At 73.3% G+C, this 21,812-nt stretch carries 15 protein-coding genes; 11 read left to right on the forward strand and 4 right to left on the reverse strand.

Annotated elements, in window-relative coordinates; genetic code table 11:
* The first annotated feature begins 20 nt into the window (after nucleotides 1-20).
* The 8 genes from QWM81_RS01550 (at nucleotide 21) to QWM81_RS01585 (ending at nucleotide 13,077) form a co-directional block, all read left to right on the forward strand.
* Complete coding sequence (locus QWM81_RS01550) at nucleotides 21-359, forward strand: hypothetical protein (RefSeq protein WP_290109551.1); 339 nt, start codon at nucleotides 21-23, stop codon at nucleotides 357-359.
* Nucleotides 356-739: a GPW/gp25 family protein gene (locus QWM81_RS01555; RefSeq protein WP_290109552.1), complete on the forward strand. Its 384-nt coding sequence runs from the start codon at nucleotides 356-358 to the stop codon at nucleotides 737-739. The genes QWM81_RS01550 and QWM81_RS01555 overlap by 4 nt, the downstream gene beginning before the upstream one ends.
* On the forward strand, nucleotides 736-3,882 hold the full coding sequence (locus QWM81_RS01560) for a putative baseplate assembly protein (RefSeq protein WP_290109553.1): 3,147 nt from the start codon (nucleotides 736-738) through the stop codon (nucleotides 3,880-3,882). The genes QWM81_RS01555 and QWM81_RS01560 overlap by 4 nt, the downstream gene beginning before the upstream one ends.
* Nucleotides 3,879-7,730 (forward strand): putative baseplate assembly protein, encoded by a 3,852-nt coding sequence (locus QWM81_RS01565; protein ID WP_290109554.1) that lies wholly within the window; start codon nucleotides 3,879-3,881, stop codon nucleotides 7,728-7,730. The genes QWM81_RS01560 and QWM81_RS01565 overlap by 4 nt, the downstream gene beginning before the upstream one ends.
* Nucleotides 7,727-9,898, forward strand: a complete 2,172-nt coding sequence (locus QWM81_RS01570; protein ID WP_290109555.1) for a hypothetical protein — start codon at nucleotides 7,727-7,729, stop codon at nucleotides 9,896-9,898. The genes QWM81_RS01565 and QWM81_RS01570 overlap by 4 nt, the downstream gene beginning before the upstream one ends.
* A 187-nt stretch (nucleotides 9,899-10,085) precedes the next feature.
* Nucleotides 10,086-11,648: a DUF6519 domain-containing protein gene (locus QWM81_RS01575; RefSeq protein ID WP_290109556.1), complete on the forward strand. Its 1,563-nt coding sequence runs from the start codon at nucleotides 10,086-10,088 to the stop codon at nucleotides 11,646-11,648.
* A gap of 34 nt (nucleotides 11,649-11,682) precedes the next feature.
* Nucleotides 11,683-12,567, forward strand: coding sequence for a peptidoglycan-binding protein (locus QWM81_RS01580; RefSeq protein WP_290109557.1), 885 nt, complete (start codon nucleotides 11,683-11,685; stop codon nucleotides 12,565-12,567).
* A 90-nt stretch (nucleotides 12,568-12,657) separates the two neighbouring features.
* On the forward strand, nucleotides 12,658-13,077 hold the full coding sequence (locus QWM81_RS01585; RefSeq protein ID WP_290109558.1) for a Pepco domain-containing protein: 420 nt from the start codon (nucleotides 12,658-12,660) through the stop codon (nucleotides 13,075-13,077).
* A gap of 104 nt (nucleotides 13,078-13,181) precedes the next feature.
* Here the strand turns inward: QWM81_RS01585 and QWM81_RS01590 are convergent, their stop codons facing one another.
* Nucleotides 13,182-14,987, reverse strand: coding sequence for a thiamine pyrophosphate-requiring protein (locus QWM81_RS01590; RefSeq protein ID WP_290109559.1), 1,806 nt, complete (start codon nucleotides 14,985-14,987; stop codon nucleotides 13,182-13,184).
* A gap of 124 nt (nucleotides 14,988-15,111) precedes the next feature.
* Complete coding sequence (locus QWM81_RS01595) at nucleotides 15,112-15,522, reverse strand: four-helix bundle copper-binding protein (RefSeq protein ID WP_290109560.1); 411 nt, start codon at nucleotides 15,520-15,522, stop codon at nucleotides 15,112-15,114.
* Nucleotides 15,523-15,706: 184 nt separating this feature from the next.
* Between QWM81_RS01595 and QWM81_RS01600 the strand changes: the two genes are divergently transcribed.
* The gene (locus QWM81_RS01600) at nucleotides 15,707-16,837 is read left to right on the forward strand and encodes a site-2 protease family protein (protein ID WP_290109561.1); all 1,131 of its coding nucleotides are present in this window, start codon (nucleotides 15,707-15,709) and stop codon (nucleotides 16,835-16,837) included.
* A gap of 101 nt (nucleotides 16,838-16,938) precedes the next feature.
* Here QWM81_RS01600 and QWM81_RS01605 read toward each other — a convergent pair whose 3' ends face one another.
* Entirely contained in the window at nucleotides 16,939-17,946 is a 1,008-nt protein-coding gene (locus tag QWM81_RS01605) for an SAM-dependent methyltransferase (RefSeq protein WP_290109562.1), read from the reverse strand.
* Nucleotides 17,947-18,294: 348 nt separating this feature from the next.
* On the opposite strand from QWM81_RS01605, the gene lanKC reads away from it, so the two are divergent.
* Nucleotides 18,295-20,871 carry a class III lanthionine synthetase LanKC gene (lanKC, locus tag QWM81_RS01610; RefSeq protein ID WP_290109563.1) on the forward strand — a complete coding sequence of 859 codons (2,577 nt, stop codon included), beginning with the start codon at nucleotides 18,295-18,297 and terminating at the stop codon, nucleotides 20,869-20,871.
* 6 nt (nucleotides 20,872-20,877) lie between these two features.
* Nucleotides 20,878-20,994, forward strand: a complete 117-nt coding sequence (locus tag QWM81_RS01615) for a class III lanthipeptide (protein ID WP_290109564.1) — start codon at nucleotides 20,878-20,880, stop codon at nucleotides 20,992-20,994.
* Between the two features lie 120 nt (nucleotides 20,995-21,114).
* Here the strand turns inward: QWM81_RS01615 and QWM81_RS01620 are convergent, their stop codons facing one another.
* Nucleotides 21,115-21,720 carry a response regulator transcription factor gene (locus tag QWM81_RS01620; RefSeq protein WP_290109565.1) on the reverse strand — a complete coding sequence of 202 codons (606 nt, stop codon included), beginning with the start codon at nucleotides 21,718-21,720 and terminating at the stop codon, nucleotides 21,115-21,117.
* Nucleotides 21,721-21,812 lie beyond the last annotated feature (92 nt).

Consider the following 21,812-nt stretch of genomic DNA (forward strand, 5'->3'; position numbering starts at 1 on the left):
AAGAGACGGGGAGAGAGAGCTTGTCCGGGAATGTCATCCACGCGGGCACCCTGATCGGCTGCCCACACGGCGGCCGTGCCGGCGCCGCGCCCGCCCCGTCGCACAGTGTGCTGCTCGACAGCCTGCCTGCCGCGACCGGTGCGCTCGTCCACACCGTCACCGGCTGCCGCCACACGGTGGACGGGGTGCCGGTGCCGTGCACCAGCGTCCGCTGGACCCCGGCGGCCGACAGCGTGCTGGTCGACGGGGCGCCGGTGCTGCTGGAGAGCACGCCGGGCCTGTGTTTCACGGCCGGCCTGGTGCCGCAGGGGCCACCGGTCATCACCACGGCGGCGGACCGGGGGGTGGCCTGCGGATGAGGACGAGGGCCGCGCGTACCGACATCGCCTTCCCGTTCCGTGTCGACGCACGGGGCCGGACGGCGCACGCGGAGTACGACGAGCATGTCCGGGACCTGGTCGAGCAGTTGCTGTTCACCAGCCCCGGCGAGCGGGTGATGCGCCCCGACTTCGGCTGCGGACTGCTCGACCTGGTGTTCACGCCCAACAGTCCCGAACTGGCTTCGGCCCTGGAGCTGTCGGTGCAGGCCTCGCTGCAGCGGTGGCTGGGCGAGCTGATCGAGGTGGAGGCCCTGGATGTGGTGAGCGAGGAGAACGTGGTCCGGGTGTACCTGCGCTATGTGGTGCGCTCCACCGGGAGCCGGCGCGACGACGCGTTCGAGGGGAGCGGCCCGGCATGAACGGCACACGCGACAGGCGCGCGAAGGTACGCGCGGCGCAGCTGGGCGGCGTGGACGCCGTCGAGGTCGGGGACGACGGGCTGACGCTGGTGGTCACCTTCCTCGGCAAGGCCCCCGAGGGCCTGTGCCCGCGGAACATCCGCATCGACGGGGGCCGCCGGATCACCGGGATCGAGGCGGTCGAGGTGTCCGTCGAACGCGAGGAGGACCCGGAGCTGGACGACACGCTGGTGGTCACGCTGGACCGTACCGGCGACTCCTCCCGCTACCGGCTCTCGGTCGTGGACACCGATCCGTACGGACGGCCGGGCACGGAGCCGTTTCCCGGCTTCGACCAGCGGTACTACACGGCCGAGTTCACCTTCCGGCCGGACTGCCCGGCCCCGTTCGACTGCCAGGACGAGCAGGGTGAGGGCGAGCCGCCCGTGCACCTTCCGGCGCCCGTCATCGACTACACGGCGCGGGACTACGACACGGTCCGCACGCTGATCCTGAACCGGCTGGCGCTGACCACCCCGGGCTGGGCCGAGCGCAATGCCGCCGACCTCGGCAGCACCCTGGTCGAGCTGCTGGCCCACACCGCCGACCGGATCAGCTACCAGCAGGACGCGGTGGCCACGGAGGCGTACCTCGACACGGCCCGCCGCCGGGTGTCCGTGCGCCGGCATGTGCGGCTCATCGACTATCCGATGCACGACGGCGTCAACGCCCGCGCGTTGGTGACGGTGGAGACCGTACGCGAAGTGACGCTGCTGCCGGGCACGTTCCGCTTCGCCGCCGTGGACGTACGCACGCTGGGGCCGCGCGACCGGCCGGAGATCGGCACCGTCATCGAGGACCGGGACCTCGCCGTGCTGGACGAGCGCGGGTCGGTGGAGGTGTTCGAGCCGGTCCTGGCGGCGGAGCCGCTGGTGCTGCGCCCCGCGCACAACACGGTCCGCTTCTGGACCTGGGGCGGCGAGGTGTGCGTCCTGCCCAAGGGGGCCACGGCCGCGACGCTGCGCGACGAGTGGGCGGACGAGGAGTGCTCGGTGCGGGCGCTGGCGCTGGCGCCGGGCGATCTGCTGCTGATCGAGGAGGTGCGGGGGGTGCGGTCCGGGACGCCGGGCGACGCCGATCCGGCGCACCGGCAGGCCGTACGCCTCACGTCCGTGACCCCGGTCGTGGACCGGCTGGCCGGCCGGCCGGTGCTGGAGGTGACGTGGGCGGAGCAGGACGCGCTCACCTTCCCCGTGTGCCTGGCCACGCGCGGCGGCCCGGGCTGCGAGCCCGTCGAGGACGTGAGCGTGGCGCGCGGCAACGTCGTCCTCGTGGACCACGGACGGTCGCTGACGTTCTGCGGCGGTACGCCGGAGACGGTGACCGTGCCGCCGGTGCCGGCGGTTCTCGGGGCGTGCGAACCGTCCGGCTTCGGCTGCTGGGACGGTGGCCGGGGCAACGCCCCCGCCGAGCTCATCCACGCGCGGCTGTCCCAGACGCGCGCCGGGCGGCTGCTGACGGCTCATCAGATACGGGAGTTGTTCACCGTCGTCGGCGAGGACGCGACCACCCGCGCCGGTCTCGGGCTGGAACTGGCCGGCCGGCGCCGCGAGAAGGTGGTGCCCGGCACGGCGTACGCCCAGGCCGAGGCGCTCCACACGCTGCTGGCGCAGGTGGTGTACCCCGGCATCACCCCGCGCTTCAGGCCCGTGCTGCACCGCTCCCCCGTCGCGCAGTGCGTGCCCTTCCCCGAGCCGCGCCACGTCTCGGCCGGGCAGGCCGGGCACCTGGCGGCGATCCCGGGCCGGGTCAGGGCCCGGCTGGTCGAGCTGTGGCGCGGCGCCCGCGACCGCGACGGGCTGTCGGAGCCGGAGATCGCCGAGCTGACCGTGCTGTTCGGGCTGCGGGTGCTGGAGCGTCTGGAGCTGCGCCGGCACCCAGTGCGGGCGCTGCGCGAGCTGCTGCACCGCAGCGAGCGGCTGCTGGCCGCCAAGCTGCGCCGCTTGGAGGTGCTGGCGGCCCGGGCCCGGGCGGGCGCGGTGCTGGACGGTTCGATCGCCTGGGAGATCGCCCATACCTGGGGGCCCGCCTACGCGGCGGGGCTGCACCCGGACGAGCCGGTGCTGCGGGGGCCCGCCGCGGCGCTCGCGCCGGACCCCCGGGACGCGCTGCCCGCGGTGACCGTCGTGGACGGTGACGAGACGTGGACGCCGAAGCGGGACCTGCTCGCCAGCGGCCCGCGCGAGCGGCACTTCGTCGGTGAGCTGGAGGACGACGGGCGGATCGCCCTGCGCTTCGGCGACGGAACGCACGGCGCGCGGCCCCGGCCGGGGGCCCGGCTGGAGCTGCGCTACCGGCTCGGCGGCGGCACGGCGGGCAACGTCGGCGCCGAGGCCATCAACCACCTGGTGCTCTGCCGTGACCCCGGGGAGTCCGACGCCGGGGCGCCGCTGCCGGTGGCGGGGGTACGCAACCCGCTGCCCGCCGTCGGCGGCACCGATCCCGAACCGCTGGAACGGGTACGCCAGTCGGCCCCGCTGGAGCTGAAGCGCTCGCGGCTGCGCGCCGTCACCGCCGAGGACTACGCGGCGCTGGCCGCCGGGCTTCCGGGGGTGCAGCGCGCGGCGGCGGAGATCCGCTGGACCGGCAGTGTGCGCGAGGCGCACATCGCGGTCGACGCGCTGGGCAGCGGTGACCCGTCCCCGGAGCTGCTGGACTCGGTGGCGTACGCCCTGGAGCGCTACCGCCGGATCGGTCACGACCTGGTGGTCGGCCCGGCCCGGCACGTACCGCTGGACATCGCGCTCACCGTGTGCGCCGCGCCCGGCCACCAGCACGGGCAGATCCTGGCCGAGCTCTACCGGCTGCTCGGCAGCCGCCGGCTGCCCGGCGGGCGGCTCGGGTTCTTCCACCCCGACGCGCTGTCGTTCGGCGAACCGGTGCGGCTGAGCCGGCTGGTGGCCGTGGCGGCGGCCGTCCCGGGCGTGGAGAGCGTACGCGTGACCCGGCTGACCCGGCTTTTCCATGAGAACCCGCTCGACGACACCGCACTGGAGGCAGGCGTGCTGCGGCTCGGCCCGCTGGAGATCGCGCGTTGCGACAACGACCCCGACCGGCCGGAGCTCGGCCGGCTGTCGATCGAGCTGACGGGAGGAGCCCGATGAGCGCCGCCCTCGGGTCCGGCTGCGGCTGCGGCGCCGGCGGGCACGACGAGCGCCACGCGCCGGTGGCCCCGTACAACCCGCCGGGCCGCACGGCCCTGGAGTACCGGGTCGGTGAGTACGGCTCGTTCCTCGCGGCCATGCTGGACCGGCTGGCGTCGCCGGCCTACCCGGCGCTGCGCGGGCTCACCGTCCGCACCCCCGACGATCCGGTGATCGGACTGCTGGACGCGTGGGCGGTCGTCGGGGACCTGCTGACCTTCCACTCCGAGCGGATCGCCGACGAGGGGTACCTGCGCACCGCCGACGAGCACCGCTCGCTTGCGCTGCTGGGGCGGCTGGTGGGGCACCGGCCACGGCCGGGCATCGCGGCGGACACGCACCTGGCGTACACCCTGGACCGCGACCCGCGCGCCGAGGACACGCCGGTGCTCATCGCGCGCGGCGCGCGCAGCGGCAGCGTGCCCGCGTCGGCCGGTGAGGAGGCGCAGACCTTCGAGACGAGCGCGGATCTGACGGCCCGCTGGGCCTGGAACGAGCTGACCGTACGGCGGCGCAGGCCCGGGCTGCTGACCGCCGACGACCTGGGGAAGCGGTCCGAGATCCACATCGCCGGTACCGGCCTGTCCCTGCGGACCGGGGACAAGCTGCTGTTCGTGTTCGGCGCGGACGGGGAAGCGGGCGGGCGGCGCCTGCTGCTCCCGGTGGCGCGGGTCCGCGTGGACCGGGACGACGAGGTGACGGCGGTCGGGCTGCCCCGGTCCGCACCGCCGTCGCCGGCCGAGCTGGTGGCCGAGCTGCGCCGGTGGATCACCGAGGACCCCTTCGAGGTGGAGGACGGCGAGCCGACGCCCGACAACCCCAATCCCCGGCCCATCAGCATGATCATCGAGACGTTCGACGCCCAGGTGCTGACGCCGCTGCGCGCCGATCTGGACGGGATCAGGAGCCCCGCGCAGTTCGCCCGGCGGCTCGCCGACCCCCACGAGCGGCTCGCCGAGGCGCAGGCGATCGCCGCTCCGTACGGAGAGGTCGCCGCCTGGTTCGAGCAGTTGGAAGCCGTGGTGGGCGAACTGCGGGAGCGGGCGGCGGAGCTGGAGCCCTCCCACCCCCTGCCGGCCGCGGCGGACGGCGCGGTCGCGTCCGTGCCGGACCCCGCACGGGACCCCGCACGGGACTCCGCACAGGACCCCGCACAGGACCCCGCACCGGACCCCGCGGCTGCCCCGGCGCAGTCCGCCGCCATGCGGGCCCTCGCGGGGGTCCTGCCCGCGCTGCGCACCCGTGTCGTCAAGCCCCCGGCGAGCGCCCCGACGCACACCGCCGGCGACCTGTTGGCACCGGGCTCCGACCTCGGCGCGCGACTGCTGTCCGCGCTGGACCCGCGGATCGCGGACGGGATGTACGCGGCGTGGCGCCGTGCCGCCCCGGCCCTGCCCGCGCTGTTGCGCGAGGTGCAGGCGATGCGGGTGACGGCCGCCCCGTTCGGGGCGACGGCTCCGCTCAGGGCCGTGCAGGACGAGCGCGGACGGATCATCCGGCAGACGGACTGGCCGCTCGGCGGCTCGGCCCTGACCACGATGCGGGTGGTGTACGACACGGCGGGCCGGGTGCCGGTGCGTGCGGAGTTCCAGCACGTCGAGACGGGCACCTCGGTGCAGACCTCGGAGAACCTGCCGGCTGAGAAGACCTTCCGGCTGGGCCCGGGCCAGGTGGAGCTGCGGACCCGGGTGGGCCAGGATCACGACCTGAGCTGGCTGACCCGACGTCCCGCCGACCCGCAGGAGCCGGGCGTGACCGCCCGGTTCACGTCCGGGCTGCCGGAGCGGACGCTGTTCGTGTCCCGTCCGGCCGAGGACGGGCGCGTCCATGTCGTCGTGCACAACGGCGAACCGCTCAACTGGTTGCTGCGGCCCGGTGAGCACAGGCAGGTCACCCACGGCGGGCTGGAAGTGACCCTGCGGTACACGGCCGGCAGTGAGCCGGCGAACGTCGAGATCGGCGTCGCGACCGTGCCGGAGCGGGCCGACCGCCATGTGCTGCGGCTCGACTCGGTCCAGGACGGCATCACGGTCGGCAGCTGGGTCGCGATCGAGCGCCCCCGCAAGGGCGCCGAGGGCGGCGTCCCCGGCGACCCTGAGCTCGCGTTCGTCACGACCCGCGTGACGGCCGTACGCACCGCCGCGTACACGGACTTCGGGATCACCGGCCGCGGCACCGAGCTGACGCTGGCCGACCCCTGGCTGGACGAGCACGATGTGCTGCTCTCCACGGTCCGCGACGCCACCGTGCACGCCGGCGGGCAGGCGCTGCGCCTGGCCGACGAGCCGCTGGGCGAGGACGTGCACGGCAATGAGCTCGAACTGGCCGACCTGTACGACGGGTTGCGGCCGGGCCGTCATCTGATCGTGTCGGGCGAGCGCACCGACATCCCCAACACCGCCGGCGTGCGGGGTACCGAACTCGCGGTGATCGCCGCCGTGGAGCAGTACCTCGACCCGCGGCTGCCCGGCGACCACGTCCACACGAAGCTGACGCTCACCGCCGACCTGGCGTACCGCTACCGCCGTGACAGCGTGCGCGTCCAGGGGAACGTCGTCCCGGCCACCCACGGCGAGAGCCGTGACGAGCCGATCGGCAGCGGCGACGCCGGCCGCGCCAACCAGACGTTCACGCTCTGGCAGTCGCCGCTGACCTGGCTGCCCGCCGACACTCCCCTGGGCGCGACGCCCACGCTGGAGGTGCGGGTCGACGGGCTGCTGTGGCACGAGGTCGACAGCCTCGCCGGGCGCGGGCCGCGCGAGCGGGTCTACGTCTCGGGAACGGCGGCGGACGGGCGCACGACCGTGACGTTCGGCGACGGGGTGCACGGCGCCAGGCTCCCCGCCGGACACGAGAACGTCCGGGCCCGGTACCGCTTCGGCACCGGCCGCGCCGCCAACGTCGCCGCGCACCGCATCACCCAGGCGATCACCCGGCCGCTGGGCGTCACCGCCGTCACCAATCCGCAGCCGGCCACGGGCGGCGCGGACGCCGACGGCCCCGGACTGACCCGGCGCACCATCCCCCTCTCCGTCTCCGCGCTCGACCGGCTCGTGTCCGTCAAGGACTACGAGGACTTCGCCCGCTCCCGGGCGGGCATCGGCCGCGCCTCCGCGCGCGAGGTGTTCGACGGGCGGCGCCAGCTGCTGCACGTGACGGTCGCGGGTGTGGACGACATCGCGATCGGCCCCGACTCGCAGGTGCTGCGGGCCCTGCGCGCGTCGCTCACCGAGTACGGCGACGCGCGGCTGCCGGTGCGGGTGGATGTGCGCGAGCCGGTCCTGCTGCTGCTCTCGGCGCGGGTGAAGCCGGCCCGCGACCACACCTGGACGGTCGTGGAGCCACGACTGCGCCACGCCCTGCTGGAGCGCTTCGGGCCCGGGCGGCGCGAGTTGGGCGAGCCGGCCCGGCTCTCGGAGGTGCTGGCGACGGCCCACTCGGTGCCGGGCGTGGACTACGTGGACGTGGACGTGTTCACCGGCGTGCCGGCATCGGCGACCCCCGACGGGCCGGCCCGGCTCGCCGGTGCGCTCGGAGAGCCGCGCACCACGGTCCCGGCCGGGTTCGCACGGTACGAGGAGGTCACACACCGGGTCACCGCCGAGGGCGGGGAGACGCTCTCCGGGGTCGCCGCCCGGTACGGCGTCCCCCTGGCCGAACTGCTGCGGCTCAACCCGGACATCACCGATACCCGGCGGCTGGAGAAGGGCCGGGTGCTGTTGGTGTTCCGGGGCATCCGGCCGGCCCGGCTGGCCGTGCTGTCCCCGCAGGTCCCGGACACGCTGATTCTGACGGAGGTCACCGCATGAGCCCGAACAACAGGGAACCGGACGGGCTCGCGGACCTGCTCCCGCAGTGGCACCGGTTGCGTGACGCCGAGGGCGGGGAGCCGCTGCGCGCCCTGCTGGCGGTGATCGCCGAGCAGGTCGACCGGGTGCGCGACGGGGTCGCGCAGAACTACGAGGACTGGTTCGTGGAGACGGCGGCGCCGTGGGTGCTGCCCTACCTGGGCGATCTGGTCGGCTACACGCCGCTGCCCGGCTATGAGCGGGTCCAGGCCAAGGGGTTGGCGGACGCGGACGGCGACGGGGGGCGCGTACGGCTGGCCGAGGCCCTGGCGCCGCGCCGGGACGTGGCCGCCACGGTCGCCAACCGGCGGCGCAAGGGCACACTGGCGCTGCTGGAGGAGCTGGCCGGCTCGGTCGGCGGGTGGCCCTCGCGGGCCGTGGAGTTCTCCCGGCTCGTCGCCGCGCATCAGCCGGTCAAGCTGTACGGGTCGGGCACGGCGGCCGTGAACGCGCAGCGGCTTCGGCGCGGCGGGCTGGTGGACGTACGGAAGGGCGCGGCGCTGGATCTGGCGGGCGGGCCGTTCGGGGCGGTGGCCCAGTCGGTGGACGTCCGGCGGGCGGGCTCGGCCCGTACGCCAGGGGGCTGCTCGCCCGCCGGGGTGGGGGTGTTCGTGTGGCGGCTGAAGCCGTACCGGGTGACGCGGGCGCCCGCGTACTGCGTGGACCGCGCCCGCAGCCTCTACACCTTCTCCATCCTGGGCAATGACGGTCCGCTGGTGACCAGGCCGGTGCCGGAGCCGTCGGCCGCGCATGTGGCGACCATCGACAACGTACCCGCGTACATCCGCCGCCGGCAGCTCGCCGAACGGCTCGCGGACTACTACGGGCCGGGCAAGTCCTTCACGATCTGGCGCGACGGGCAGGACGAGCCGGTGCCGATGTCGGACATCGTGGTGGCCGACCTGACGGGCTGGCGCTACCGGCCGGGGCGCGGGCAGGTCGCCGTCGATCCGGCGCTCGGGCGGATCGCCTTCGGATCGCGCTCGGCGCCACGGCAGGGGGTGTGGGTCACCTACCACTACGCCTTCTGCGACGACATGGGCGGCGGCGAGTACCCGCGCGAGCGGGAGACTCCGGCGGCGGCGAAGGTCTACCGGGTCGGCCCGGGGCGGGCGTACCAGCGGATCATGGACGCGTACGGAGACTGGCGGCGCGACCGGCGCGCGGGGCGGTGCGGCCCGGACGGCATCATCGAGATCACGCACAGCGGCGCCTACCAGGAGCAGCTGGACTTCGACCTCGAGCCGGGCGACCGGCTGGAGGTGCGCGCCGCCGAGGGTACGCGGCCGGTGATCCGGCTGCTCGACTGGTACAGCAACCGGCCCGACGCCCTCAACATCCGCGCTGGGGAGGACTGTTCGCGCAGCGAGGCGCCGCGCGTCGTGCTCGATGGACTGCTGGTCACCGGGCGCGGCCTGAACGTCTCCGGGCCCGTGGGCGCGGTCGTGCTGCGGCACTGCACGCTCGTGCCGGGCTGGTCGCTGGAGCCGGAGTGCGACCCGCACTCCCCCGAGGAACCGAGCCTGGTGCTGGACCGGACGACCGCGTGCGTCGCCATCGAGCGCAGCGTTCTCGGCACCATCGAGGTGATCGGTGACGAGGTGGGCACCGACCCGCTGGACATCCACATCCGCGACAGCATCCTCGACGCCACCGGTCACGACCGGGCGGCGCTGTCCGCCCCGGACTGCCGCCACGCGCACGCCGTGCTGCACGCACACCGCACGACCGTCATCGGCGAGGTCCACACCCATGCGGTGGCGATGGCGGAGAACAGCGTCTTCACCGGGTGGCTGCGCGTGGCCCGGCGGGGCGTCGGCTGTGTGCGCTTCTCGTACGTGCCACGGGGCTCGCGCACCCCGCGCCGGTACCGCTGCCAACCTGACCTGGCGGGCGCGGGGGCGGGCCTTCCGGTGCGCCCGCTGTTCACCAGTGAGCGGTACGGGACGCCGGCGTACGGGCAACTGGCGCACGGCTGCCCGGAGGAGATCGGGCGGGGCGCCGAGGACGGCTCCGAGATGGGCGCCTTCCACGACCTCTACCAGCCGCAGCGCATGGACAGTCTGCGGGCCAGGCTCGCCGAGTACACCCCGGCGGGTGCGGACGCCGGGATCGTCCCCGTCACCTGACCCGTCACCTGACCCGCCACCTGACCCGCAACCTGATCCGCAACCTGATCCGCAACCTGACCCGTCACCTGACAGGCCACCTGACCCGTCTCACCCGGCCCGCCACCTGACAGGCCCCGCACTCGCCCGTACTCGCCCGGCACGACCTCTCATTCGAACGACGAACTTCCTAGGGGGACCCCTTCCCATGCACGCAGACATCTCCCGCGTCACCTTCCGGCCGGACCGGAACTACTCGGCGGTGATCGCGCAGCAGGGCCGCGTCCAGCTCGACGCGGACGCCAATGAGCAGGCCGCGATCCAGTTGCACCAGGCCCGCACGATCGCGGCCGACCTGATCGGGCAGCACGGCGGCCCGCGCGGGGCCACCGGCTTCAAGATCGGCTTCGAGGGCCGTGGCCAGGAGCTGGACGAGCTGATCATCGGGCCCGGCCGTTACTACGTGGACGGCATCCTCCTGGACGCGACGCGCCCGCACCCCGGCACCCCGGTGGCCGAGGACGGGCACGCGGCCGCCGAGGGCGACACCCCGGCCGCCCCGGCGACGCCGGCGCCCCCGGCGACGCCGGCCACCTGGACGTACTGGAACCAGCCGGACGGTCACCGGGACCCGGAGCGCCGCGGTGACCGGCTGCCGGCCCAGTTCCCGTACCTGGCGTACCTGAAGGTGTGGGAGCGGTCGGTCACCGCGGCCGAGGACCCGCTGCTGCGCGAGGTGGCGCTCGGTTCGGCGATGCCCGACACGGCGGCCCGGCTGAAGGTCGTGTGGCAGGTGCTCCCGCTGCCCGGCGCCCAGTTGGAGGTGGCGGACCAGGAGGACAAGGGCCAGATCCGCGCGGCCTTCGCCAGGTGGGCGGCCGCGCAGGCGCCGACCTCGCGGATGGCCGCCCGCAGCGAACGCCCCGACCACGCGGACGAGGACCCGTGCCTGGTCACGCCGGACGCCCGCTACCGGGGCCCGGAGAACCAGCTGTACCGGGTGGAGATCCACGAGGGCGGTACGGCGGAAAACGCCACGTACAAGTGGTCGCGCGAGAACGGCTCCGTGACCTTCCCGGTCGACGGGCTCGACGGTACGTGGGTGGAGCTGGCCTCGCTGGGCGGCGACGACAAGCTGGCTGTGAACGTCGGCGACTGGGTCGAGTTCGGCGACACCGCAAGTGTCAGCCGCGGCGAGCCGCTGCCACTGCTGCGGGTCGAGGAGGTCGACCTGCCGGGGCGGCGCGTGCGGCTGTCCGCGGAGCCGGGCCCGTCGGTGGGCCGGCGCCCCGAGCTGCACCCGTTCCTGCGCCGCTGGGACCACCGCCCCGCGAGCGGCCGCCCGCACAAGGGCGCCCCGAAGCCGCGGGGCGGGGCGCTGCGGATCGAGGAGGGCCGCTGGCTGCCGCTGGAGGACGGCGTCGAGGTGTACTTCGAGCCGGGCCGGACGTACCGCTGCGGGGACTACTGGACCGTCGCCGCGCGTACGGCGACGGGTGACGTGGAGTGGCCGAGGGACGCGGCCCGCCGTCCGCTGCTGATGTCCCCGAGCGGCATCACGGTCCACCACGCGCCGCTGGCCTGGGTGTTCGGTGAGGGCTCGGTCTCCGATCTGCGCCTGACGTTCGGGCCGCTGGCCGGTCCCGTCCCGGCGGCGAACGAGGAGGAGTTGGCGGCGGAGGCCGCGGCCGAGGCGGAAGCGATGGCCGCCGAGCGGGCGGCGGCCGCCGGCTCGCCGGGGCCGGACGCCCCAGGACGGTCCGAGAACTGACCCACCACCGTGCCCCCCGGAAAGGAACACCACGATGGCAACGCCCCTGTCCGCCGCCAGGTTCCTCCAGTCCCTCCGTGCGGAGGGCCTGCGCGTCGTCGAGCACCGCAACTGGCGTACGCACAACCGTAATCACAAGGGCCCGTGGGGGCCCGTGCACGGGGTGATGATCCATCACACCGTGACGTCCGGCACGCAGAGCTCCGTCAACCTCTGCTACGACGGCCATGCGAGCCTGCCGGGGCCGCTGTGCCACGGTGTGATCGCCAAGGACGGCTCGGTCCACCTGGTCGGCTACGGCCGGACCAACCACGCGGGCCTCGGCGACGACGAGGTCCTGCGCGCGGTGATCAACGAGACGGCGCTGCCCGCCGACAACGAGGCCAACACCGACGGCAACCGGTACTTCTACGGCTTCGAGTGCGTCAACCTCGGCAACGGCAGCGACCCGTGGCCGGCCGCCCAGCTGGAGGCGGTGGAGAAGGCGTCCGCCGCGCTGTGCCGGGCACACGGCTGGTCGCACCGCTCGGTGATCGGCCATAAGGAGTGGCAGCCGGGGAAGATCGACCCCCGCGGCTTCACCATGGAGGCGATGCGCGGCAGGATCGGACAGCGCCTCGGCGGCAAGCCGGACGGCCCGCCGAAGCCGCCGGCGCAGAAACCCCCGGCCAGGTACGAGCCGTTCCCCGGCGCCGCGTTCTTCGCTCCCGGCCGACGCAGCCCGGTCATCACGGCGATGGGCAAGCGGCTCGTGGCGGAGGGATGCGGGCGGTACGAGGTGGGCCCGAGCCCCGACTGGAGCGAGGCCGACAGGAAGTCGTACGCCGCCTGGCAGCGCAAGCTCGGCTACTCGGGCAGTGACGCCGACGGCATCCCGGGAAAGACCAGTTGGGACAAGCTGAAGGTGCCCAACGTCTGACCGGCACTCTCGCACGTGCTCCGGCCGGGTGGTATTCGTCGTACGCCGGACCGCAGTCGCGGGTCCGCCCCGTCACCGAGAAAGGCACCCATGTCGCATCCACAGCCGGAGCAGCCGGAGAACCCGCAGCAGCCGCAGCAGGTGGGAGAGACGGACGGTGTCGTCCGCGTGCTGGCGCTGGAGGACAACGATGACCGCTCGATGTTCCGCAGGCCCCAGGAATGGCGCCTCGGCCGGACCGAGATCCCCGTCGATGTGTTCCGCCAGCGCGTGACCGGCTTCGTGGACTCCATGCGCTCGGTCATCGCCGAACTGCCCGACGCGTGCGGCGCGTACGAGCTGGACCAGGTCACCGTCAGCGCCGAAGTCAGCGCGAAGGGACGGATCTCCCTCCTCGGCTCGGGGGGAGAGCCGGCCGGCACATCCAGCCTGACCTTCACGTTCACCCGCAGGCCGGCGCCGGCGCAGTCGCAGTCGCCGGCGCCGCCCGACGCACCGCCGGAGCCCTGACGTCCACCAAGAAGCGAGGGCGCCAGGGCGCCACGGTGCAGGACGTCAGGGCCGTCGGGGCCGTCGGGGCCGTCAAGGGCGCCGCGGTGTCAGCCCGTCAGCTGTCAAGAGCCCTCGCGGTGCCGGCTGCCCGGCAGGAACTCCTGCACCTTCGCCTTGAAGCCCTGCTTGATCACGTTGGCGCTGTCGCTGTCGCCCCGCACGATCGCGGAGACGGCGGCCTCGATCTGGTCCAGCGTGGCGTGCGGCGGGATCGGGGGCACGGCCGGGTCGGTGCGGAAGTCGATCACGAACGGCCGGTCCGCCGCGAGGGCCTGCTTCCACGCCGACTCGACGTGCTTGGGCTTCTCCACGCGCACGCCCGCCAGGCCGATGCGCTCGGCGATGTCGGCGTACGGCACGTCGGGGATGGACTGCGACTGCTCGAACTGCGGGGCGCCGGACATGGCCCGCATCTCCCAGGTGACCTGGTTGAGGTCCCCGTTGTTGAGCACGGCCACGATCAGGCGCGGGTCGGACCACTCGTGCCGGTACTTGGCCGCGGTGATCAGCTCCATCATGCCGTTCATCTGCATGGCCCCGTCACCGACCAGGGCGATCGCGGGCCGGTCCGGGTGGGCGAACTTGGCCCCGATGGCGTACGGAACACCCGGCCCCATCGTCGCCAGGGTGCCCGACAGGGATCCGCGCATCCGGCCGCGCAGCCGCAGGTGCCGGGCGTACCAGTTGGCGGCCGATCCGGAGTCGGCGGTGATGATGGCGTCGTCGGGGAGCATGCCGTCCAGGGCGTGCACCACGTACTCGGGGTTGACGGGGTCGGCGTCCACGGCGGCCCGCCGCTCCATGACCTCCCACCAGCGGGCGACGTTCTTCTCGATCTTCTCCCGCCAGACGCGGCTCTCCTTGCGGTGCAGGCGCGGCAGCAGCCGTTGCAGCGTCTCGCGGGCGTCGCCGACGAGGTTCACCTCGAAGGGGTAGCGCAGCCCGATCATGTGCGGGTCGATGTCGATCTGGACCGCGCGTGCCTGGTCGAGTTCGGGCATGAACTGGGTGTACGGGAAGCTGGAGCCGATCATCAGCAGGGTGTCGCACTCCCGCATCAGCTCGTAGGAGGGCCGGGTGCCCAGCAGGCCGATCGAGCCGGTCACATACGGCAGGTCGTCCGGCAGGACGTCCTTGCCCAGCAGCGCCTTGGCCACGCCCGCGCCCAGCACGTCTGCCAGCCGCTCGACCTCCGCGCGGGCTCCCCGCGCCCCCTGCCCGATGAGGATGGCGACCTTCTCACCGGCGTTCAGCACCTGGGCCGCCCGCTCGATGTCCTCGTCGGCGGGCACGGGCGCGTACCTGCCCAGGCCCAGGCTGGAGGGCACCATCTTGAAGGCGTGCTGGGGCGGGGTGTACTCCAGTTCCTGTACGTCGGCGGGGACGATGACGGCCGTCACCGTGCGCTTGGCGTACGCCGTCCGCATCGCCCGGTCGATGAGGTTCGGCAGCTGCTCCGGCACCATCGCCGTCTCGCAGAAGTCCGAGGCGACGTCCTTGAACAGGGTGTGCAGGTCCACCTCCTGCTGGTAGGAGCCGCCCATGGCGCTGCGGTTGGTCTGGCCCACGATCGCGACGACGGGGACGTGGTCGAGTTTCGCGTCGTACAGGCCGTTGAGCAGGTGGATGGCGCCCGGCCCCGAGGTAGCCGCGCAGACGCCCACCTTGCCGGAGAACTTGGCGTACCCCACGGCCTGGAAGGCCGACATCTCCTCGTGCCGGGACTGGATGAACCGGGGTTTGTCGTCGGCGCGTCCCCAGGCGGCCAGCAGGCCGTTGATGCCGTCGCCCGCGTAGGCGAAGACGTGCTCGACGTCCCACTCCCGCAGTCGCTGGAGGATGTGGTCGGAAACCTTCGTACTGGCCATGGGCACTCCGTCTCTCACTGTCCACTGTCCGCACACGGTGGCGCGCGCCGGGGACCCCACCGGCCCCGGCCGCTGCCCTTCCTGGGTAACCGGGCCGCCCCGGCGGGAAACCTGACGCGTCGCCTCAGCCCAGCCGGGCGAGCAGGGTGTTGCAGGCCTCCTCGCAGCGCCGGCACGCCTCCGCGCAGATCCGGCAGTGCTCATGCATGTCGGCGTGGCTCTCGCACTCGTCGGCGCACGCCTTGCACGCGGTCGCGCACGCCTGGAGGATCGTCCGCGTCACGTTGGCGTCGTAGCCGGTGTGGCGGGAGAGGATCGCCGCGGTGGCGTTGCAGACGTCGGCGCAGTCCATGTCGGTACGGATGCACTTGGTGAGGTCTCCGACCATCCCCTCGGACAGGCAGGCGTCCGCGCAGGCGGTACACGCCTGCGCGCAGGCGACGCATTCCTCGATGCACCGGGCCATCGCCTCTTTGTCGACGTCACCGAGGTCGGCGGGGTAGGTGTTCAGCATGTCTTTGACCGACATGGTCATCGCTTGTCTCCTTGCCCGTGGCCACGGACGGCGGCCGGGTGCCGCCCGGTGCTCCGTCGGCCATCCCGTGACGGGTATCACCCGTACGGCCGCGCAAACGGCCCGGGAGGAATCCGGCTCGGCGGCATCCGGCGGAGCCCCAGAGGGACAATGGAACGAGAGAGCGCCTGGGCAGGAGAGGACCATGAACGGCTCGGTCCGTGTCGGACGGGTTGTCGGTGTGCCGCTGCGGATGCACTGGAGCGTGCCGCTGCTGGTGGTGGTGTTCGCCTACGGCCTCGGCCGGCAGGTTCTGCCCGCGTGGACTCCCGGCCTCTCGGACGCCGTCTACGCCCTTGCCAGCGCCATAGGGTCCGTGCTGCTGCTGGGCAGCCTGCTGCTGCACGAGACGGCACACGCCGCCACCGCCCGCAGGCGGGACATCCCGGTGCAGGACGTGACGCTGTGGGCGCTGGGCGGCATGACCCGGATGGACCGGCCCCGCAGCGCCGCGGTCGCCTTCGCGGTGGCGGTCAGCGGACCGCTCGCCAGCCTGGTCATCGGAGGCGCCACGCTGGGCGCGGGGCTCGGGCTGCACGCGCTGACGGGCTGGGCGGTGCCCGCCGCCGTCCTGGTGTGGCTCGGCTGGATGAACCTGTTCCTGGGCGTGTTCAACCTGCTGCCCGCCTCGCCCCTGGACGGCGGGAGGATGGTGCAGGCGCTGCTGTGGTGGCGTACCGGGGACCGCGAGCGCGCGGAGCGGGTGGCGTCCCGCGGCGGCCAGGTCATGGGCGTGCTGCTGATGGCGGTCGGCTGGATCGCGCTGCTGCGCGGGGCGGCGGACGGCCTGTGGCTGTTCTTCATCGGCCTCTTCCTCACCGTCGTCGCCGGCGCGGAGCGGCAGCGCGCCGTCCTCGACGCGGCACTGCGGGGCGTGCGGGTCGCCGACGCCATGTCGAGCCCGGTGGTCACCGGCGCCGACTGGCTGACCGTCCAGCGGTTCATCGACGAGGTGGCGGTGGACTCGCGCCATTCCGCCGTGCCGCTGCTCGACTTCGACGGCCGCCCGAGCGGAATCGTGGAGCTGCGCAGGCTCGCCGCGGTCCCGGCGGCGCGCCGGGAGTCGCTGCGCGTACGGGAGGTGGCGACCCCGTTGCCGCAGTGCGCGGTCGCGGCGCCGGACGAGCTCCTGACCGAGGCGCTGGACAAGCTCCGCCCGGGCGCCGGTAGGCGCATCCTCGTGGTGGACCAGGGGCAGCTGGTGGGCATCGTCACCTGGAGCGACATCTCACGCCTGATGCAGCGCCACGCGCTGGGCGGCCGGGGAACCGGCTGAGCGGAGCCGGGCCGGACGGCCCCCGACGAACCGGGGACGGCCAGGCCCAGGACGGCCAGGTCCAGGACCAGGACTGGCACCAGGACCAGGACCAGGACTGGCTAGGACGAGGACTCAGGCTTCTCGAACACCATGCGGACGCTCGTGAAGCGTCCCTCCTTGAGGAACCTGAGGGCGGTCCGCTGCTCCCTGATGATGTCGGCCACCGCCTCTTCGCCGATGAGCTCGGCGCCGCGCGCGCGGTTGGCCTCGGACCGCTCCAGCCAGCTCGCCACGGTGCGCACGCCGTCCCATGGGTCGTTGCGCGACTCCACCAGCCGGTACAGGCCGTGGCTGGCCTCGGTCAGCTCGGCCCGGGTCGGCAGGCAGCACTCGGGGAACACCTTCCGTGACGCGTGCAGGCCCTCGCGCAGGTTCCTGACGCCGCCGACGATGGCCTTCACGCCGGGGCGGCGTTGCCGGGTGTCCGTGTCCGTGTCCGCGCCGGTTCCGCCGGGCGCGGGCGCTGACAGCAGCTCGGGTGGCAGCACCAGTGAGGCCAGCCAGCCCCGGTCGTTCCAGACGTTGGCCTGGATGCACAGCCGCCCGCCCGGCCGCAGCCACTCCCGGCTGCGGCGGAAGAACTCCCGGTAGCGGGCGACGCGCTTGGCCCGCCACAGGGTGTTCCCGGCGAAGTGTTCGATCGCCTCGATGGCGATGATGGCGTCGTACGGGCCATCCGGCTCGTGGTCGAACCAGTTCTCCATCCGCACGTCGCAGCCGGGCCAGTTCTGCTCACGTGCCCAGGAAGCCTGGAGGGGGCTCATGGTGATGCCCACGGCGTGCTTGACGTGGTGGGTCTCCACCAGGCGGTGGACCAGGGTGCCGTAACCGCAGCCGACGTCCAGTACCCGCTCGGCGCCGACTGCGCCTGACGCCACGGCGTGGTAGTCGAGCTTGCGCAACTGGGCGGACTCCAGGCTGTCGCCGTCCTCCCACATGCCGTAGGAGTAGACCTGGTCCTGGCCGAGGATGAGCCGGTAGAAGTCCCCCAGGTAGTCGTAGTGATGAAGGATCGCCTTCGTTGACGTGCCCTTGTAGGAGGATTCCCTCTTGTCGTCGTGCGTCACGGTCGCCACCGGTTCCTTTCACCGAACTCCACCGCGACCAGCTAACGGCGTGGTGGGGAGCAGCCCTGGTGCACACTCCGAGGCGGACGCCTCGGACCGCCCGATCGGCGGCAGCCCGCCCACCTGGCGGCTCGCTGGGGTCGCCCTGTCTTCCCGTCACGGCCGGGCCGTGTGATTTTCACGCCCATCGCGTGACAGAGGGTGGTGTTCCGGGCTCGGCAACTCTGGAAGAGTCACTGATAGGCGGTGCCCCGGCGGCATGGGAGCGATGGTTCCCCGCCGCGGCACCGCGCACGCGCGACACAGCCGCTTCAGGGGCTGACCGGCCCCGGAAGGGGAGGGCCACCGGTGGACAAGCGCTACGAGGTCTACTGCCTCATGGACGCCCACTTCTACGACGCTCCGGCCCGCGCCCACGGCGGGGACACCGCGTTCGCGCAGACCCGGCGTCCGGCTCCCGAGACCTGGCAGCGCTCCGAACTGGACGACTGGGTCGTGCTCCGTCCCGATGGCGCCCAACTCCCCCTCCAGGGCTGGAAGATCCACGTTTCGGCCTGCCTCGACAACGCGGCGCGGATCCTCACCGATGTCTGGGACTACTGCGTCCCGCGACGGCTTCCGTTCAAGTTCCTCCCCGGCAAGGACCTGCTGCTGCTCGCCAACGCGAAATACGCGCACCGGGGATCGAGCGGGAAGTTCGTGACGATCTACCCCGTGGACGAGGAGCAGCTGGAGCGCGTCCTCACCGAGCTGGGCACGGTCCTCGCGGGCCGGCCGGGGCCGTACATCCTGAGCGACCTGCGCTGGGGCGAGGGTCCGCTGTACGTCCGGTACGGGGCCTTCGGCGAGCGGTACTGCGTCTCCCCCGCCGGAGAGGTCGAGCTCGCCATCGAGGACGGCGACGGCCGGTTGGTGCCGGATGTGCGGGGGCCGACGTTCCAGGTGCCCGACTGGGTGGAGCTGCCGGGATTCCTCGCCCCGCACCTGGCGGCGCGGGGCGGCGCACGGGTCACGGACCTGCCGTACCGCCTTCAGGGCGCCCTGCACTTCTCCAACAGCGGCGGCCTCTACGCCGGTGAGGACCTGCGCACCGGGGAGCGCGTGGTGCTGAAGGAGGCCCGGCCGTACGCGGGCCTGACAGCGGACGGCCGGGACGCGGTCGCCAGGCTGCGCCGTGAGAGGCAGACGCTGGAGCGCTTGCGCGGCCTCGGCTGCGTACCGGCCGTGCACGATCACTTCGTGATGGGTGAGCACCACTTCCTGGTCGAGGAGTTCGTCGAGGGCAGGGAGCTCAACCATCTTTTCGTCGAGCGGTACCCCCTCACCCGGCTGCGGGCGGACGAGGCGGTGCTGGCGGGCTACACCTCCTGGGCGGTCGGCGTGTACGACCGCGTGGAGCGGGCCGTCGCCGAGATCCATGAGCGCGGTGTGGTCATCGGTGACCTCCAGCCGTCGAACATCATCGTCCGCCCGGACGGCGGCGTGGTGCTGATCGACTTCGAGGGGGCGGCCGATGTGTCGGAGGAGCGGGAGCAGTCCCTGGGCGCCCTGGGGTTCACCGCGCCGCGCGGGCGGCGGGGCTTCGCCGTGGACGACTACGCCCTGGCCTGTCTCAAGCTCTTCCTCTTCTCGCCGCTGACCTCCCTGTTCTCCATCGACGCCGGCAAGGCGGGACAGCTCGCCCGGGAGGCGGCACGCACCTTCCCGCTCCCCGACGGTTTCTTCGACGCAGCGGTGCGGACCATCACGGGCACGGACGCCGCTGCGGGCGCGGGCGCGGACGTGGAACCCCGGATTCGGCCCGATGCCGAGGGCTGGGCCGAGGCCCGCGCGTCACTGGCCGAGGGCATCCTCGCGGAGGCCACACCGCAGCGGGACGACCGGCTCTTCCCCGGCGACATCGCGCAGTTCGCCGCGCCGGGCGGCGGCCTCGGGGTCGCGTACGGCGCGGCCGGCGTGCTGTACGCGCTCGATGTGACCGGTGCCGGCCGCCACCCCGATCACGAGGAGTGGCTGATCCGGCGGGCGCTGCGCCCGCTGCCGGGCACCCGTCTCGGTTTCTACGACGGCCTGCACGGCGTCGCGTACGTCCTGGACCATCTCGGCCACCGGCGTGAGGCGCTGAAGATCCTCGACCAGTGCGCGGGGGAACGCTGGAAGGAGCTCGGCCCCGATCTCCAGGGCGGGCTGTCGGGCATCGGCCTGAACCTCCTCCACTTCGCCTCGGCCACCGGCGATCCCGCCCTCCACGACGCGGCCGGGGACGTGGTGGGCACCGTGGCCTCCCGCCTGGGTGCGGCCGATTCCGTCCCCGAGGTCAGCGGCGGCCCGCACCTGTACGCCGGCCTGATGCGCGGTTCGGCCGGCCCCGCGCTGCTCCTGCTGCGGTGGTACGAGCACACGGGCGACCCGGCGTTCCTCGACCTGGCCGCGACGGCCCTCCGGCAGGACCTGCGCCGGTGCGTCGTGCGCGGGGAGGGGGACATGGAGGTCGACGAGGGCTGGCGGACGATGCCGTACCTCGCGGACGGAAGCGTGGGCATCGGGCTCATCCTCGACGGCTACCTCGCCCACCGGGAGGACGACGGCTTCCGTACGGCCTCGGCGGCGATCCGCAGGGCCGCCGAGGGCGGGTTCTACATCGAGCCGGGTCTCTTCCACGGCCTGGCCGGGATGATCCTCCACCTCAGCCGCGCGCACCCCGCCGGTACCGCGGCCCAGCGGGATCCGGTGGTCGCGGAACACATACGCCGACTGGCGCGGTACGCCGTGGTCCACCGGGGCCGTCTCGTCTTCCCCGGCGAGGAATTGCTGCGGCTCTCCCTGGACCTGGGCACCGGCAGCGCCGGGGTGCTGCTGGCACTCGGCGCCGCGCTGCACGACTCCCCCGTACATCTGCCGTTCCTCGAAGGAGAAGGGAGGTGAGACGACATGACGATCCTCGACCTGCAAGGCATGGATCTGCGTGACAGCGCTGCACCGCCGCCCGGAAGCCGGGCCAGCAAGCAGTGCGGCGGCGCGAGCAGGTACAGCCTGCTGCTCTGTTGAGGGACCCCTCGGGGCGAGGACGCGTGGCGCGTCCCCGCCCCGGCTACACCTGTCTGGCGCCCGGCGCCACGACGGCGGAGGTGCACGCGGCGTCCGCCGACTCCGCGGACGCCGCGGACGTCACAGCCAGCCCGACTCCCGGGCGATCCTGATCGCGTCGATGCGGTTGCGGGCGCCGACTTTACGGGTGAGCGCCGACAGGTGGTTGCGGACGGTTCCCACGGACAGCGACAGCCGGTCGGCGATCTCCCGTGCCGGTGCGCCTTCGGCGGCGAGCCGCAGGACTTCCCGTTCACGCGGCGTCAGGGGGTTCTCCACCGCGTCGAGTACGAGCACCGCCAGCTCGGGAGCGATGTAGCGCTGACCCCGGACCACCTTGCGGATGCCCTCGACGAGCCGGTCGGGAGGCCCGTCCTTGCCGATGAGCCCGGGGGGCCGCAGGGCGAGCACGCGGCGCAGCCTTTCGAGTGCCGGCGCCCCCGCCACCAGCAGCGTCCGGCATTCGGGGAGGCGCTCGCACAGCGTGCTCGCCGTGGCGAGCGCCTCGTCCTGGCGGGAGTCGACGTCGATGACGACCACGTCGGGGCGGTACGACAGCGCACGCGCCAGGACCTGTCCGTCTCCCCCGGCCTCCGCGACGACCTCGATGTCGTCCTCGCGTGTCAGGAGAGCGGCGAGTGCTCCACGCAGCAGCCCGTTTTCCTCGACGAGAAGAACACGGATCACTGTCGCTCCCTGCTGTCGTATCTGCCCCAGCCGAATTATCCCCAGTTATGTCCGGAAATGCTGGTCATGACGTCCGCCCGGGCCCGCCGCCC

The sequence above is a fragment of the Streptomyces ficellus genome, assembly GCF_030406405.1.
GTDB classification, from domain to species: domain Bacteria; phylum Actinomycetota; class Actinomycetes; order Streptomycetales; family Streptomycetaceae; genus Streptomyces; species Streptomyces ficellus_B.